The organism is Providencia sp. NPDC089933 (assembly GCF_049545585.1).
GTDB classification, from domain to species: Bacteria; Pseudomonadota; Gammaproteobacteria; order Enterobacterales; family Enterobacteriaceae; genus Providencia; species Providencia huashanensis.
The window spans coordinates 97,507-113,568 of sequence record NZ_JBMWDT010000003.1 but is presented as its reverse complement, the minus strand read 5'-3'; the positions used below and the strand labels follow the sequence as shown (position 1 = coordinate 113,568).

13 protein-coding genes and 1 pseudogene are annotated in these 16,062 nt (G+C 36.7%); 7 read left to right on the top strand and 7 right to left on the bottom strand.

Going from position 1 to position 16,062, the window contains the following annotated elements; all coding sequences use genetic code 11:
* The first annotated feature begins 380 nt into the window (after positions 1-380).
* Both ACPEH5_RS06055 and ACPEH5_RS06050 read left to right on the top strand, forming a co-directional pair.
* On the top strand, positions 381-1,127 hold the full coding sequence (locus tag ACPEH5_RS06055) for a polymorphic toxin type 24 domain-containing protein (protein WP_042848791.1): 747 nt from the start codon (positions 381-383) through the stop codon (positions 1,125-1,127).
* 81 nt (positions 1,128-1,208) lie between these two features.
* Positions 1,209-1,433, top strand: a complete 225-nt coding sequence (locus tag ACPEH5_RS06050) for a hypothetical protein (RefSeq protein WP_042848790.1) — start codon at positions 1,209-1,211, stop codon at positions 1,431-1,433.
* Here ACPEH5_RS06050 and ACPEH5_RS06045 read toward each other — a convergent pair.
* Positions 1,426-2,301 (bottom strand): leucine-rich repeat domain-containing protein, encoded by an 876-nt coding sequence (locus ACPEH5_RS06045; RefSeq protein WP_166687306.1) that lies wholly within the window; start codon positions 2,299-2,301, stop codon positions 1,426-1,428. The two genes, ACPEH5_RS06050 and ACPEH5_RS06045, sit on opposite strands and share 8 nt — an antisense overlap.
* A gap of 128 nt (positions 2,302-2,429) precedes the next feature.
* On the opposite strand from ACPEH5_RS06045, the gene ACPEH5_RS06040 reads away from it, so the two are divergent.
* From ACPEH5_RS06040 to ACPEH5_RS06030, 3 genes are all read left to right on the top strand, one after another.
* Positions 2,430-2,774 (top strand): thioredoxin family protein, encoded by a 345-nt coding sequence (locus ACPEH5_RS06040; RefSeq protein ID WP_166687307.1) that lies wholly within the window; start codon positions 2,430-2,432, stop codon positions 2,772-2,774.
* Between the two features lie 56 nt (positions 2,775-2,830).
* Entirely contained in the window at positions 2,831-3,625 is a 795-nt protein-coding gene (locus ACPEH5_RS06035) for a sulfite exporter TauE/SafE family protein (RefSeq protein ID WP_166687308.1), read from the top strand.
* 215 nt (positions 3,626-3,840) lie between these two features.
* Positions 3,841-4,848 carry a LacI family DNA-binding transcriptional regulator gene (locus ACPEH5_RS06030; RefSeq protein ID WP_048608281.1) on the top strand — a complete coding sequence of 336 codons (1,008 nt, stop codon included), beginning with the start codon at positions 3,841-3,843 and terminating at the stop codon, positions 4,846-4,848.
* 64 nt (positions 4,849-4,912) lie between these two features.
* Here ACPEH5_RS06030 and ACPEH5_RS06025 read toward each other — a convergent pair whose 3' ends face one another.
* The 6 genes from ACPEH5_RS06025 to ACPEH5_RS06000 form a co-directional block, all read right to left on the bottom strand.
* Positions 4,913-5,890 carry an ABC transporter permease gene (locus tag ACPEH5_RS06025; RefSeq protein ID WP_370661210.1) on the bottom strand — a complete coding sequence of 326 codons (978 nt, stop codon included), beginning with the start codon at positions 5,888-5,890 and terminating at the stop codon, positions 4,913-4,915.
* Positions 5,891-5,894: 4 nt separating this feature from the next.
* Positions 5,895-7,379 (bottom strand): sugar ABC transporter ATP-binding protein, encoded by a 1,485-nt coding sequence (locus ACPEH5_RS06020; RefSeq protein ID WP_042848784.1) that lies wholly within the window; start codon positions 7,377-7,379, stop codon positions 5,895-5,897.
* Between the two features lie 157 nt (positions 7,380-7,536).
* A complete protein-coding gene (locus ACPEH5_RS06015; protein WP_370661211.1) occupies positions 7,537-8,397 on the bottom strand; it encodes an ABC transporter substrate-binding protein in 861 nt (286 codons plus the stop codon).
* Positions 8,398-8,546: 149 nt separating this feature from the next.
* The gene (locus tag ACPEH5_RS06010) at positions 8,547-9,620 is read right to left on the bottom strand and encodes a zinc-binding dehydrogenase (protein WP_042848783.1); all 1,074 of its coding nucleotides are present in this window, start codon (positions 9,618-9,620) and stop codon (positions 8,547-8,549) included.
* 733 nt (positions 9,621-10,353) lie between these two features.
* The gene (locus ACPEH5_RS06005) at positions 10,354-11,655 is read right to left on the bottom strand and encodes an anaerobic C4-dicarboxylate transporter (RefSeq protein WP_042848782.1); all 1,302 of its coding nucleotides are present in this window, start codon (positions 11,653-11,655) and stop codon (positions 10,354-10,356) included.
* Between the two features lie 80 nt (positions 11,656-11,735).
* Entirely contained in the window at positions 11,736-12,464 is a 729-nt protein-coding gene (locus tag ACPEH5_RS06000; protein WP_131680460.1) for an aspartate/glutamate racemase family protein, read from the bottom strand.
* Positions 12,465-12,924: 460 nt separating this feature from the next.
* Here ACPEH5_RS06000 and hypT point away from each other — a divergent pair, with 460 nt between their 5' ends.
* Together hypT and ACPEH5_RS05990 are read left to right on the top strand one after the other, a co-directional pair.
* Positions 12,925-13,833: a hypochlorite stress DNA-binding transcriptional regulator HypT gene (hypT, locus tag ACPEH5_RS05995; RefSeq protein ID WP_042848780.1), complete on the top strand. Its 909-nt coding sequence runs from the start codon at positions 12,925-12,927 to the stop codon at positions 13,831-13,833.
* Positions 13,834-14,763: 930 nt separating this feature from the next.
* Positions 14,764-16,008: pseudogene (locus ACPEH5_RS05990) on the top strand (ammonium transporter).
* Positions 16,009-16,062 lie beyond the last annotated feature (54 nt).

Sequence of the window (16,062 nt, the reverse complement as noted above, 5' to 3'; positions counted from 1 at the left end):
ACTCCTCAGCCAATCGGATAATCAACTGTCCGGCTTGGCGAGTGAGGGTGTAGTGGTTAACCGTCTAAAATACCATACAATTCAATAAATTACCTATAGCAATCAGTTGCGGGCTGGGGTTGGCTTTACCACTATTCGGTAAGTAACCTACTGAATATTGACTAGTTTTGACCACTTATTTTTGAGCTATCTGTGTTTTTATTCCTACCTAAATCAGCGACAGAGCTATAAAACGCACGTCGGGAAAATCGTCTCTGATGGTAAAAATGCACTGGAGAAGTCGGCTTTTAACTGACTGAGTTATGTTTTTATCTGGCTAAATCGCAATGGAATGAGTTGTTGTTGAGAATAACTATCTGAGCTCTCAAAATGTCATTGATATGGTGAGAGAACTTGAAGAAGCGGATAGAACCGGCGCAGATAAAAAAGGCATTTATGCTAAATACGGCAAAATCAGTGAGTACAACAGAGATAAAACTGTTGCTGAAGTTAAAAATGGGGATTCGTTTGATGCTATCGGTGCGTGGTCTGATTTAAATGGCGGTATTGATGTTGCTGACGGTCTGAAATGGGCTGCCCTTGTTGATGATTTGAGTAGTGAAGATCGTGCTCAACTTGTTAATTTTGTGAAAGCGGAAAATGCACAAAGTGCCCAAGCGATTTATGATTCATTATCGATAACGGCTAAAGGAGCATTGCTCGCCAAAGAAGCGGGTGAAAATATTGGAATTGGTGGCGCAGTGCCGGGCGCGGGAATATCGGTTGCTGGGATTAAGGGAAGTGGTAATAAAGGTGGAAAACAAAAAGATTCAGAAAATAGCTCTCAGCCACCACAAAATACAGGTAATAATCACCAGAGACCACCTCGAAACGCGACTAGCCTTGCAGGTGGTCCTTTAGAAAGGGCTCAACAAGTAAGTGGAAGGTTCCAAATTGAAAATGGACCTAAAAACGGTACTGTTTATCGAGCTGATAACCAAGGGAATATTACAAGCTATGCGACCTATGACTCTAACGGTATGATTTTGAAACGAGTTGACGTTACTGGAGCGGCTCACGGAGGTGTAGCTACTCCCCGTCATGCCAATCATCGGTATGCTCTTCTCTTAGGCGCTCGCCAAATTTAAAAAATAACCAATCATATCTTGCCCTTTGGGCTTTTAGCTATTTACATGATTTTTGAGTCCATCGTGTAAAACATGAGAGCAATGGGCACTATCAAAGTGGTGGGTTCACTGCTGACCAATGTGAATAACAAAGGGAAAGACAGCAATACCACGCATGCTGCGGTATCGGAAGGTGAGATAATCCTTCGTGACAAGGCTAATCAGAAGCAAGATATACCTCTACTCAGATGGCAAAATTTATTAAAACATCATAAATATACACAATGGTTATCTTTGCAAACTCATAATATGAACAAGCTTATATAAAAACAGTACAACCTCGGCTTCTTAGTATTTTTACAATCGCAGGTTCTATACTAAAATTATTCCATCGTAAGTCTAGCTTCATTAGTTTTGGTATATTTACTAGGCTATCGGGTAAATTACTAAGCTGATTAGCACGTAAATCTAGATATTGAAGTGACTCAATTTCCCCAATAGAGCTCGGTAGTGAATATAGTTTATTAAACCTTAAATTAAGAGTGTGAAGATGTTTAAGACTTGATATCTTTGAAGATATGTTATCAATTTTATTATTATTTAAGTCGAGTATTCTTATTGCAGCTAAACCTAAAATATCATCGGGTATATGAGTTACTGAATTATTCATTAAATAAACCTCATGGACACCTGATAGCTGCGTGATCGAGTTTGTTAAATCTATAATTTGATTGTTATATAATCTTAATTCTTTCAAATTTGTTAACTTAGAAAATTGGTCAGGAAGTTTTTTTAATTGGTTATCAGTGGCATTAAAATATAACAAGTCGTGTAGGTTTGATAATGATTCAGGAAGCTTTTTAATACCATTATCGCTTAAATAAAGAAATTGTAGCTTATTTAGGTTACCAATTTCGGTAATGACCTCATTAATGCTATTATGCCCTAAATCTAGCATCTCAAGATAACAAAGGCTTGCTATGTCAGTAGGGATTGATTTAAGTTCATTACAAGATAAGTTAAGGACTTTTAATGATTTACATTGGGTTATTAATGATGGGAACTCCGCTAACTTATTGTTATATGCACTAATAACACTATAGGAAAATGGCGATGAAATTAATGAATCAATTTCTAGATGGTGACCTGAATCTAAATTTAACGCTAAACTAGAATCTGAATGTTGGTGTAACATAGGTTTCTCCCTATGATGAGTAAGTGAGTTACCCTTAAATTTCAGGTAACGCTCAAAGTCAGTAATAGTATAAAACAACCACGATATTCTAATTAAACAAAATAATACATAACAAAAGGTAGGAAATAATGTCTAATATCTTGTTATTAGATAGCGACAATTTTTCACGTATGCTTTATCAGCCTGAACAACAACCTGGGCAGTGCGTTATTGTTTATTTTTCGGCTTCTTGGTGTGTACCATGTAAGAACATGCAACCTATTTTCCAACAAGTCGCGAACCACATTGATGATAAAAAAATAGTTTTTGGGGTTGTCGATATTGCACAATCACCAACTTTAGCACCTAAGTACGGGATAAAAACTGTACCCACTATCGCAATTTTTCAGAACACTCGGTTAGTTCACACGATTGCAGGAGAGGTACCCTTAAATAATGTATTAATGGTATTGAAGCAGGTGCTCGATAGTTAGTAATATTCGATTTTTTGCGTTAAGTTAACTCTAACTACTCATACAAGACATTCACAATGTTAATACTTATTTTAGAAGGTGTATTAATCGGTTGCTTACTTGGTTTAACTGGGGCCGGTGGCGGGATTCTTGCTGTCCCCGCCCTGATGGTAAGCCAGAACTGGAGTGTAGCTTTAGCCGCTCCAGTTGGTCTTTTGGCTGTGACACTCGCTGCTTTGGTTGGTGCAATTCAAGGGCTTATAAATAAAACTATTCGATATAAAGCTGCTATTTGGATTGCGTTATTAAGCATACCTACGGCTAAATATGGTATCTATCTTTCCCATATTATCTCTCCGGTTTGGTTAACGCTCACTTTCAGCATGGTTATGTTTTATGTGGCTTATCGAGGTTTTTTGGGCGAACCAAGTGAGTTAACGCATTCAGTTTGCCAAATTAATCAAGAAACAGGAAAATTTATTTGGAATATCAAAACTGCTGCTGTACTTGGTGGTATTGGTATAATTTCTGGGTTATTGACAGGGCTGCTCGGGGTGGGTGGGGGTTTTGTGATAGTCCCAGCACTACGGAAGTTTACCAATTTAAATATGAAGAGTATTATCGCAACATCATTACTGGTGATTTTTTGTATTGGTAGTATTAGTATTTTTATTAATGTATTAAATGGATTCCCCTATCCAAAAGAAATTAGCTCTATTTTTATTGTCTCTTGTATTATTGGTTTATTAATAGGGAGGTTAATAATTAATTATCTTTCAGCTAAAATGATTAAAACGATATTTTCAATATTGGTCATTATTGTTGCATTAGTCTTGTTTATTTCATCATTAAGTGAGTTGAATTTCATTTGATTTATTAAGGGATTAATAGGTAATCGATTAATCTATGTGGTATGCCACTATTTTTGATAAACCGTAGTTTAACCTATCATAATGGCATAAAATCGATTTATCTTCATCCGCAAATAGGTATAATGAATAATCGCATTTTTTCTGCCCTGATAAAGATTGATATGAACTAATATTATATTCATCGGGGTGGTCATTAAAGGTTAACTAATATAATTATGGCAAAGCAAGATAGCTCAACAACGATAATAGATATAGCTAAGCGTGCTAATGTAACGGATATTACAGTCTCAAGGGCATTTAACCATCCAGAAATGGTAAAGAAAGAAACTCGAGATAAAATATTGGCAATAGCTCAAGAGCTAAATTATGTTCCTAACCTTTTCGCTCGGAATTTGAAGAATAAAAATAGCCGCATAATTGGTGTGGTTACTGATAGCACATTTAACCCATTTTATGTTGTATTAATTCAAACAGTTTCTCGTTTAGCGAAAGAAAAAGGCTATCAGGTGATGATCTTTGACTCGGATAGCGATGAAAAAGCAGAGAAAACGGCTATTGAGACCTTAGTTAGCTATAAGGCTAGTGGGATTCTGCTATCTCCTGTTCGCGATGATAAAGGCTATCAACCAAGTTACCTTTCTTTAATTGACCAGCACAATGTACCTTTAGTTTTTGTAGACCGTGCAATTTATGGCTATGAAAATAAATACTCGGGTTTATTTTTGAAAAACTTTGAAATTGGGGCATTAACAGGTAAGTTTTTGAGTCAGCAAGATTGTGATAATACGTTAATTGTTTCTGGTCCTAAAGACTCGGAAATTAGTTTGTCGCGTTTATCAGGAATATATGAGGCCTTTCCAAATAGGGGGAACATTCATGTATTATACAGTAGCTATATGTTTAATAAAAATGATGAAGCTTATTTAAGGGAAAAGGTTCAAGAACTATACACACCTAATATGTATATTGTGGGGCTTAATGGTATTATCACAGCAGGTATGTATAAAATTATTTTAGAATTAGGCTTGTCTTGCCGTTATTTTTCAGTCGATTTACCGCCATATGCTGATACTTATCACCTGTCTATTTCAGGTGTTCATCATGACTCTGTTTACCTTGGTGAGTTAACTACAGATTTATTATTTTCTGAAATAGAGCGTGAAACAAATAAAAATCACCAAACAAAGCAAATATTTGTAGATGGTAAACTGGTTGTGTACTAATTAAAGCGGCCTCGTTTAGAGGCCCTTTAATTTTTTTATTATATTATTTTAATAAAAGTTTAGCTTAGCGTTTCATTGAGCTAATTAATGTTGCTCCCCAGATAATTAAGCCTTTTACAATATATTGTACATAAGGGGAAATACCGAGTAAATTTAAGCCATTATTGAGAACACCTAATATCATTGCTCCAATTAAGGTTCCGATAATCATTCCTCGGCCACCAGCGATGGATGCACCACCAAGCACAACGGCGGCAATAGCATCTAATTCAAAGCCTACACCTGCATTAGGTTGGCCACTCATAACACGGGAAGTAAAAATAAGGCCAGCGAATGCCGCGGTAAAACCACTAATCACATAAACTAACATTTTATAGCGTTCGACACGGATACCACTAAGACGAGCGGCTTCTTCATTACCTCCGATAGCATAAATATAGCGACCAAATGAAACGTGGTTTAAAACAACATAAAAAATTAAGTAAAGCCCCAGCATTAATAAAATAGGAACTTGTATCCCCATTAATTCTTCACGTCCCCAAAAAGCAAATTCTTGGGGGAGCCCTGAAACAGGATAGCCACCGGTATAAATTAATGCTAAGCCTTTGGCGATTATCATGGCACCAAGTGTGACAATGATAGGTGGCATTTTACCGTAAGCGGCTAATATTCCATTAATAAAACCGAATGCAATACCTGATAATAGGCCAAGAGCGATTGCGGCATAGGGGTCCATGCCATAATATTTCATTAAACCCGCCATTAAAGTTCCAGAAAGAGCCATAACAGCACCGACTGACAGGTCAATCCCCCCGGTCAAAATAGCAAATGTCATACCAATAGCAATAATGGCATTAATTGAAACCTGACGAGCAATCGTTGAAAGATTATTTACCGTTAAGAAATGCTCATTAAAAATGGACATACATGTAAATAAAAGAATTAAACCAACGAGTGGTAAAAATGCAGGTATTTTTGTTAGCTTAGAAAAACTAAATTTATTTTTAGTTAATGGAATAGCACTTTGATTAGACATAGTCATTATCCTATATAATATTGCCGGCTGCATGTACCATGATCTGAGTTGAGTTTATATCGTCCCCATTTAACTCAGCGGCAATTTCACCATCTCGAAAAACTAAAACTCGGTCACTAACACCGATAACTTCTGGCAACTCTGATGAAATCATAATGATAGAAATCCCTTTTTCAGTCAGAGAGCGCATTAACTGATAGATTTCTGATTTCGCACCAACATCAATTCCTCGAGTAGGCTCATCGAAAATAAGAATTTTAGCTTGCTTATTTAGCCAGCGAGCAATAACAACTTTTTGCTGATTACCACCACTTAAAGTGGAAACGGCAGTGTGAGGCTCTGGTGTTTTAACTTTTACTTGAGAAATTAATTCAATAGATAAAGTGAGTTCTTTTTTATTTTGGATTAAAAATAATTTTTGAGCGTGGTTATTTAACCAAATATTCTCTTTTACAGAGAAAGGCAAAACAAGTCCTTGAGTTTTTCGACTTTCAGGTAATAAACCAATTCCTAATTGTAAAGCCGTCGCAGCTGATTTAATTTTGACTTCTTTACCTTCTAAAATAACTTTTTTCTTATAGGATTTATCAGCACCAATCATGGCAAGAATGGTTTCGGTACGGCCTGAGCCGACTAAACCAGCTAACCCTAATATCTCCCCTTTTTTTAACTGAATATGGTTTACAGGGCTATTAGCAAAACGCTGGACCTCAGCATCTAAAATGACCTCTTGTTGATCAAATTGGCGCTTATGAGGGTAAATATTTTCTACTTCACGACCGACCATCATTTCGATAATCACATCTAAATCGGTATCATCGACTTTACGCGAACCGATGTATTGACCATCGCGTAATACGCTGATAGTGTCACAGATCTCATAAATTTCTTCTAAATGGTGAGAAATAAAAAACATCCCAACCCCTTTAGCTTTTAAATCACGCATCACATCAAATAAATGATTGGCTTCATTTGGTGTTAATGTCGCTGTAGGCTCATCTAATACGAGGATTTTTGCATCTAAAGAAAGAGCTTTTGCAATTTCGACAAATTGTTGTTCTGCGATACTTAAATGGCTAATAGGTTCATCAATATTAATATTCACACCTAGCTCAGCTAATATCTCCTGAGACTTTTTACGCATTGATTTTCTATCTAATAAACCAAGTTTATTCTTTAACTCTCTATTTAAAAAAATATTTTCAAAAGCATTTAAATAAGGAATTAGTGAAAACTCTTGGAAAATAATACCCACACCCGCTTTAATGGCGTCTCTGTAGTTATGAAACGTATGTTCCTTACCTTCAATCAGAATTTGCCCGCTATCAGGTTTATGTATTCCACATAAAACTTTCATTAGCGTTGATTTGCCTGCGCCATTTTCACCTAATAATGCGTGAACCTCTCCTTTTTCCAAAGAGAGATTGATATTATCTAACGCCTTAACCCCAGGGAAAGTTTTGCTGACATCTTTTAATGCTAATAATTGCATCATATTGCTTCCCTATATTTTCTTCACCGCTTAAAAATGGGTAACAAAGTCATTTGGAAGATAAATATTCCAATATGCATTTTATTATTAATTGTTATTGGAGATGTATTGCACCTATACATAGGATATGGGTGCAATACATTATTTATAAAACGAACGATTACCAGTGGAAATCTTTAGCGTTAGTTTTGTCGATTAACTTAACATCAATAGGGACTTCTTTCGGTACGTTAGCGCCCCAATATTTTGCTAGCCCCATTGCTAAGCCAATGCGGACTTGGTCACGCGGGAACTGCGCAGAAGTTGCGATAAACGGAGAGTTACCTTTTGCAATTTCAGCAACAGCTTCAGGTGAACCATCAACACTGACCAATTTCACATCACGACCAGAGGATTCAATTGCGGCTAATGCACCTAAAGAACCGACATCATTAACACTGAAGATCCCGTTTAGTGTAGGGTTAGCTTGTAGCATGTTTTCTGTGACATTCATTGCAGTATCACGCTCTTGCTTACCGTTCAATTTAGTCACAATCTTGATATTTGGATATTCTTTCATGGCGGCTTCGAAACCGCGAACACGTTCTAGAATTGGGACTACTGGAATACCATCTAAAATAGCGACTTCACCTTTACCACCAAGTGCTTCACCTAGGCGTTTACCTGCCATTAAGCCCGCATCGTAGTTTTTAGAGCCTACAAAAGAGTCTATTGGCCCATTTGCTTGCGCATCAATAGCGATGACAACGACGCCGGCTTTCTTCGCTGCAAGTACTGCAGTTTCAGCACCGACACTATCGGCTGGGTTGATTAGCAAAATATCGATTTTTTTCTGTAACATATCTTCGATATCGCTGGTTTGTTTTGAGACATCATGAGCGGCGTCAGAAATATATAATTGTGCACCCATATCGCCTGTTGCGCTCTCTAAGGCTTCTTTCATGGTGACAAAATACTCGTTATTTAGCTCTTGAAACGACATGCCAACGGAAACTGGTTTAGCCGTAGCGTTAAACGCCATACCTAAGGTTAGTACACTTGCAGCTACAGCTAACTTTTTGAATTTACTCAACATAAGATGTTCTCCTAAACGAGCGTTTAATTATATGTAGGGTATTACTTTGTTTAATGTTTATTTGAATTATCAATTGCGACAAACGGTTAATATATTTATGGTTTAATGACGACTTTAATTGAGTCTGCCGATTTGGCCATAACAAAGGCTTCTTCCCAATCATCGATGGAGTAGAAGTGGGTAACGATATCATCGGCACTGACTAAACCACGGCTAAATAGGTCGATAGCGACTTCATAGCTGTATGGGCCTAAGTGAGCTCCGCGGATATCTAATTCTTTACGGTCACCAATAATCGACCAGTCAACGGTTGTTTCTTTGCCAAAGACGCTAAACTCAACGAAACGCCCCAATTTACGGATCATTTCTAGGCCTTGAGTAACGCCAATAGGTGCGCCTGTCGCTTCGATATAAACATCGCAACCGTAGCCTTCGGTCATCTCTTTAACTAGTTTGATGGCGTCTTCTTTAAGCGGGTTGATCACCACGTCAGCCCCAAATTTTTTTGCTAGCTCAAGGCGTTCATCAATAGCATCGATAACGACCAGTTTTTTCGGAGTTTTCAGTTTAGCAACTTGGATCATGCATAATCCAAGAGGCCCAGCACCGGCAATGACGACGACGTCATTTAAGTCAATATCACCACGGCGTACCGTGTGAATAGCACAAGCCATTGGCTCAATTAAAGCGGCATCTTTATCCGAAAGTTCATCAGGGATTTTGTGAATAATTGCACGTTCAGAAAACCGCATATATTCAGCCATACCACCATCGGCAACTTCTTTTTGGAAGCCATAGATATCATGGGTTTCACACATCCAGTATTTACCAGATTTACAGAAACGGCATTCCCAACAAGGAACGATTTGTTCTGCTAGTATGCGGTCACCTACCTTTAATTTAAATTTTTCGGCAGAGCCTTCACCTAATTCAGCGACACGACCATAAAATTCATGGCCTGGCACTACAGGTGCTTTGATCCACGGGTCATCTCCCCAGAACATTTGAGCACCATCATTCGCTTTACAGTCACCAGCACAGATCCCGCACCCATCGACTTTGATAACAACTTCTCTATATCCTGGTATTGGTCTTTTTATATTTTCAAATCGGTAATCATGGGGACCATGACAAACAACGGCTTTCATTTTTTCAGGTAGCTTACTCATGTTCTAAAACCTCTTTCTAGTTGTTAGCCCTAATGTTGACGTCAACATTAAGCGTTTTTTTTATAACTCATGACTTGATTTTTTAACGCTTAACTATCAATAACGGTACGAATGTAAGAAAAATGGTTATTTAATGTTATAGATAAAATAAATTTTTTTTAATATGACGACGTCGTCATTTTTGAAACTAGGTATTTAAAAAACTAAAATTTGTGATTTAAATCCTAATTTTAGTCGTCTCTCTAAGTGTTTTCATTAGTAAATGGGAACGCTATGGATGTTTGTAATGCAATGAAATTAAACATAAAAAAATTCTCATTTCTCGATTTACTTCTTTTTAAGAAATGAATGTAACGCCGAGTATAATTATTTTAACTATTTTCAGAAGAGGGGAATGCATGCAAAAACATTTCAGCTCACATTTTTCAATGAAAATAATTTTAATGATTATCAAATAAAGTGATCTATATTGGTGAAATAGCCATTATTTTAAGAAATAAAATTTTATTTAAAAAGACTAAACAGAGTAATAGATAATTTTGATTGGTTATTGCTACTATTTTTATTAAGAATGACTTTTACAAAAAAAGAGCTTTATACTTTGTTGTAATTTATCAAGCAAAGCATAAAGCCAATTAGAGCCAATATTTAACTTCATTTTGTTAAGGAAACTGTCGAACTACTATTAAATAAAGCGGTGCGAGGGGGATTCTCTCGCACCGAAAGCAGAAGGTTAAACGACCATCGGTGCAATGATAAAACCGAAGGCGACACCTGCAATTATTCCGCCTAGCCCTGGTAACATAAATGGGTGATTTAAAATGTATTTTCCGACGCGTGTAGAACCGGTTGAGTCAAACTCTATTGCGGCTAAAGACGTTGGATAGGTAGGCAGAACAAAAACCCCAGTGACGGCGACAAAAGATGCCAATATAGCCCATGTTGGAACATCTAAGGCAATGGCTAAAGGAATAATTAATGGTGTGGTGGCACCTTGTGAGTAGAGTAATGCGCAGGTAAAAAATAGCACTAAAGCTAACAAAATAGGGTAGGCGGATAATACATCTCCAGCGATGGCTTTAATTTGGTCCATATGCGCATCGACAAATGTAGTTCCTAAAGTCACGATACCTAATATGACCGCGAGGGAGCTCATTCCTGAACGGAAAGTTGGCGCTAAAACAATTGAATTTGGCGATGTTTTACAAAAAACAACCATTAAACACGCAGCACTGAGCATACAGATAATGATGATATCTCGAGTTCCCATGGGTTTACCAATATCAAAACCAGGGCGCAATTGAGGGAATGCAGCTAGTATAACGATAGCAAACGTCGCAATAATAAATAGGACGACAGAGAATTTTTCTCTCGTAGTGCTCTCGCCTTTTTTCTCTTCGTATTTATGAACTAACCCTTTTTGTAGGCGTTCTAAATAAACCTCATCATCTTCTAGTTCACAGCCTTGGCGTGATGCGATAAATGCTGCGACCATTGCTGCGACGAAAGAGGCAGGTAGACAAACAGACATAACCACAATAAAGGTAACACCATTCCCTTCCATAATGGTTAACATGGCAGCCATCGCCGCACTGATTGGCGAACCAGAAATGGCGATTTGGGATGCAACAACTGAGCCTGCTAAGGTTCTGGATGGGCGGATACCCGAATCTTTCGCAATTTCAGCAATCACGGGGAGCATGGAGAACACAATAAAGCCGGTTCCTGCCATGATAGTCATTACCCAAGTTGTAATTGGTGCTATAATATTCAAATACTTAGGGTTTTTACGCATAAATTTGCTGGCAAGGCGTACCAAGTAATCCATACCTCCAGCAGCTTGTAATGCGGACGCTGCAACTACGACGGTCATAATAATTAAAATAACATCGACAGGGGGAGAGCCTATAGGTAAACCAAATCCAATCGTTAAGACGGCTAAACCTAATCCACCGCATAGCCCTATACCTATTCCTCCCATACGTATACCGAAGAAAATTGCGCCTAATACCACAATGATTTCTAGCCAAACCATAATCGTCTCCAATAGACAATATATTGTCATTAGTAATATAAAAATTAATTTTTGATAATTAATATGAGTTATAAATGTTTTTATGCGTTTCTATTTATCATTAGATTTTGTCGTCCAACTCTATTTTCATACCAATGAATACTGGCTCTGACTAATGAGCTGGTTGAGTCAATGTATTTTTCAGGGTATTTATTTGTTTCATTTTCTAGAATGACGGGAACTTCAGTACAACCTAAAACAATAATTTCAGCACCTCGAGAAAATAATAATTCGGCTTGTTCTTTCATGATGGATTCCGCCATTTTTTTATTTCCCGACTTTAATAAATAAATGCTTTTCATTACCATTTCTTGGCTTTTAATATCTGGTGTAATACACTTTAATTTTTCACTCTCTATATTTTTTTGATATAACCCCATAAGCATAGTGGCATTGGTTGCTAATAAACCGATATGTTTTTTCTTAGTGGCTAGTACTTCCATCATTGTCGTTTCAACAATACTTAGCATATCGACGTGACAGGCCTGCTTTAGCTCGTCAAACCAAAAATGTGCAGTATTACAAGGGATAACAATACATTCAGCACCAGCAGTTTCGAGTTTTTTTAAATAATCAGTCATTAAGGGTAAGGGGGATACGCCATGGTTTAATAACGCTTCAGTACGGTCTGGAATATCAGGAATGGATGATATTATTAAAGGGATATGCTCTTGGTCTTTATTTGCGACAGTATAGTTCACAAATTTATTAAATAAATCGACGGTGGCAGCAGGCCCCATTCCTCCTAACACTCCAATTAAACCTTTCATTTTAATACTCCTGCCTCATACACCTTAATTTATAAAATAAGGGTAGTGAGATGTTATATTACTTAAATTATTTAACATATAAGTTAATATTTAATTAGCTATTAACCTATTTATCCCTGATTAATCTGTGGATAATATTTATCAATGTTTATCTAGGAAGAGAAATGCAAGTAAGTATGGTTTGATGCAAGATACGCATTAAAAATTAATCCTAAAATTAAATTATTTTAATAATGTAAGCTGAAAGGCTGAGTAGCATTGGCTTTGTGGAAAAGATATGAAATAAATAAAATTAGTTTTTGATTTTTGTTAATGTTTTAAATGGTAGGCTTATGCATAATACAAATAATGAATCTACAATATCAGCTTAATATTTTAACTAACAATTAACTTAAGATATCAATAAAAAAACTTTTAATGTTTTATATTTTAACAGCAAGTCCACTTAAGGCTTAATAACATGAAAAATATAGAAACAAAGTGGCTATATGATTTTTTAACACTGGAGTCATGTCGGCATTTTTCTCATGCAGCAGAACAACGAAATATTTCTCAACCCGCTTTTAGTCGCCGAATCAAGGCATTAGAAGAAGCAATAGGTGTTGAATTGTTTGATAGAACCACATCCCCTTTACAGCTTTCTGAAGAAGGTAAAATATTCCATTCCCAAGCTCGTAGCTTATTGCAGCAATTAGAATGTAACTTAAATGAATTATCTGGGCACAATGTGCTGAGTCTGCCCAATATTAAAATTGCTGCGGCGCATTCGCTGTCATTAAGCTTATTGCCTAAGTTAGTTCATGCATTATCAGGTTATGGGGAAGAATTTGTCTATCATGTTGAAGCCATTGATGTGGTTCAAGTGGTAAATACGTTGCGAGAAGGGAAGAGCGATTTTATCATTTCATTTTATGATGAGGATTTAATGCAGTCGCCATTTTCTTGTTTAAATGTGTTTGAGTCCGAGTTGTACCCAATTTGTGCAGCGGATGAGTTTGGCAAACCGTTATTTGATATCTACCAACCTCAAGTACCGTTATTGAACTACACCAGTGCTTCTTATATGGGAAGGTTAGTTAATCGTCGATTAAGTGAGTTTGGTGCGATTAACTCTAAAACACTCTTTATGTCATCAATGAGCGAATTGCTAAAAAATATGGCATTGGATGGTCATGGAATTGCATGGTTGCCGATTTACTCGGTAGTTAATGAGTTAAAAGAAAAAAAACTAGTCTGTCTCAACACCCCAGAATTAACGATACCTATTCAAGCTTACATTTACCGCATGGATACTCGCTTGAATAAAACAGCAGAGGATTTTTGGCGTATTTTAAAGAAAAATATTCCAGAAGATTTACGGCATTTGTAATGGAAAAGGAATAATTTATGACACATAACATCTGGATATATTGAGCGTTATCCTACGATGATATTGATGGGGTCTTAGCTGGTAATTAAGTCATAAGGTGTATAAAAGACCTCTATTTAGGTAGCCAGATTAATTATGTAGCCTTAATTTTAGCTTGTATTCCGTCAATGATTATCAGCGCTTGGGGTCTTACCCTGGAAAATAGCTTTAGTTTTTAGTGAATGTTTAAGCTTATCGTTGCTGAGGGAGTATTTTTGGGTGTGTGACCAACACCTATTTGGAAAACATGTTTAGGTTTCTTTAAAGAAAACTTTAATTTACTCTCTTTTAGATTGTCTTATTTGGATTGGTTATTTGTGGTTAAAAGAAAAAAGTACTTTAATAGACAAAATATTATTAATGTATTCTCTTCAGCGTTAGCTAAAAATGAGAATGAGCGTCAATAAGTTTTGACTTTACTTAAAAATTGATTATCGGAACTGTATTAAATACTAAGCTTTTACATATCTGTGATATGGCAAAATCAGCCTACTGTTATAGGTAATTTTTTCTATAGCTTTTTCCCTTAGGGGCTGCTCATATATTAGGGTAAGCTTTGGTTTTTATATAACCATCTGTAATTAAAGGGTTTGTTTTTATCGATATGTTGTGAAGTAGCAGGCTTGGGATGAAAAAGCTTGCCGGATAAGTCGAGTAGTTATTTGCTAATGCTAACGAAAAATTTAAAAATATAGTAGGTGCTTTTTATTTGGATATTAAAAAACAGAGGAATATCATTTATTGACAATTGAAAAATGAACTAATTGTTTTTATTGAATTTAGTTTCGATTTTTTTATTGATAATCTTACTGCTCACTCTATTATGAGTATAGTTTCAATTATAAATCATTTCTAATATTTAAATATTGTTATGTTAATTTAGGAGTATCCATGGAGAATATATTGTCAATTTTGGATGTCCCAAATACTGCATTTATGCTGCTTTGTACGAGCCTTGTTATGCTAATGACTCCTGGACTTGCTTTTTTCTATGGTGGATTAGTCTCTCGTAAAAGCGTTATTACCATTATGTCCCAGAGTTTCTTTTCTATGGGGTGGGTGGCAATTATTTGGTTTGTTGTTGGTTATTCATTATCGTTCGGTCCCTAGATTAATGGGATTGTCGGTGACCCATTTTATTATGCATTCTTGAATAACATAAGCCCTCAAACGATGTATACCGGTAATGATGGCGGCTTACCAATACTGGTTCATTTTGGATATCAAATGATGTTTGCGATTATTACTCCAGCCTTAATTACCGGAGCTTTCGCAAATAGAGTTAATTTCCCTGCTTATCTCGTATTCTTAACCCTATGGACATTATTTGTCTATGCACCGTTCGTTCATATGGTTTGGAGCCCAGATGGTATTTTCGCTAAATGGGGGGTTGTTGATTTTGCGGGTGGTATTGTCGTTCACGCAACAGCAGGTTTCGCTGCAATTGCTTCAGCGTTATATGTCGGTAAAAGAGTCGTTAAATCGGATGGTACTCACAATATTCCGTATATTGCACTTGGCGCGGCTTTATTGTGGTTCGGTTGGTATGGTTTTAACGCGGGCTCTGAATTGCAAGTCAATACTGTAACTGTTTCAGCGTTTATTACTACAGATATCGCCGCCGCATTTGCAGCAATTACTTGGTTTATTATTGAACGCTTCCATACAGGAAAACCTAAACTTGTCGGTTTTTTAACAGGGGCTGTAGCAGGGTTAGCTACTATCACACCGGCTTCGGGGTATGTTTCAATAGGTTCTGCAGCAATTATTGGGGTTATTGCCAGTATCGTCTGCTATACCTGTGTTTTCTTAGTCCGACGCCATTTAGATGATGCATTAGATGTTTTCGGTGTGCACGGTGTCGGTGGTATTACAGGCTCAATTTTAGTCGGTGTATTTGCATCAACGGTTTGGAATGCGAAAGGTCCCGCGGGGTTAATTGAAGGTAACGGCATGCAAATTGTGAAGCAAACTGTAGCTGTTGTCTTTACCAGTATTTGGTCCTTTGTCTTTACAATCTTAATTCTTTGGATAATCAATAAATTTACGCCAGTTAGAGTCGACCAAAATGCGGTTGGTGACAATTTAGATATTGTTGGATTTGACGAAGACGCGTACCGAGAAAAAGCAGATTAGTTAGCAAATATATTGTTTCTTGCAGTTTATCCTAATTGGTGGGTTTATTTGAAC

Excerpts from the sequence above, each read along its gene's own strand:
- ACPEH5_RS06055 (WP_042848791.1), top strand. The coding sequence starts at position 381 with ATGGTGAGAGAACTTGAAGAAGCGGATAGAACCGGCGCAGATAAAAAA.
- ACPEH5_RS06050 (WP_042848790.1), top strand. The coding sequence starts at position 1,209 with ATGGGCACTATCAAAGTGGTGGGTTCACTGCTGACCAATGTGAATAAC.
- ACPEH5_RS06045 (WP_166687306.1), bottom strand. The coding sequence starts at position 2,301 with ATGTTACACCAACATTCAGATTCTAGTTTAGCGTTAAATTTAGATTCA.
- ACPEH5_RS06040 (WP_166687307.1), top strand. The coding sequence starts at position 2,430 with ATGTCTAATATCTTGTTATTAGATAGCGACAATTTTTCACGTATGCTT.
- ACPEH5_RS06035 (WP_166687308.1), top strand. The coding sequence starts at position 2,831 with ATGTTAATACTTATTTTAGAAGGTGTATTAATCGGTTGCTTACTTGGT.
- ACPEH5_RS06030 (WP_048608281.1), top strand. The coding sequence starts at position 3,841 with ATGGCAAAGCAAGATAGCTCAACAACGATAATAGATATAGCTAAGCGT.
- ACPEH5_RS06025 (WP_370661210.1), bottom strand. The coding sequence starts at position 5,890 with ATGACTATGTCTAATCAAAGTGCTATTCCATTAACTAAAAATAAATTT.
- ACPEH5_RS06020 (WP_042848784.1), bottom strand. The coding sequence starts at position 7,379 with ATGATGCAATTATTAGCATTAAAAGATGTCAGCAAAACTTTCCCTGGG.
- ACPEH5_RS06015 (WP_370661211.1), bottom strand. The coding sequence starts at position 8,397 with ATGGCGTTTAACGCTACGGCTAAACCAGTTTCCGTTGGCATGTCGTTT.
- ACPEH5_RS06010 (WP_042848783.1), bottom strand. The coding sequence starts at position 9,620 with ATGAGTAAGCTACCTGAAAAAATGAAAGCCGTTGTTTGTCATGGTCCC.
- ACPEH5_RS06005 (WP_042848782.1), bottom strand. The coding sequence starts at position 11,655 with ATGGTTTGGCTAGAAATCATTGTGGTATTAGGCGCAATTTTCTTCGGT.
- ACPEH5_RS06000 (WP_131680460.1), bottom strand. The coding sequence starts at position 12,464 with ATGAAAGGTTTAATTGGAGTGTTAGGAGGAATGGGGCCTGCTGCCACC.
- hypT (WP_042848780.1), top strand. The coding sequence starts at position 12,925 with ATGAAAAATATAGAAACAAAGTGGCTATATGATTTTTTAACACTGGAG.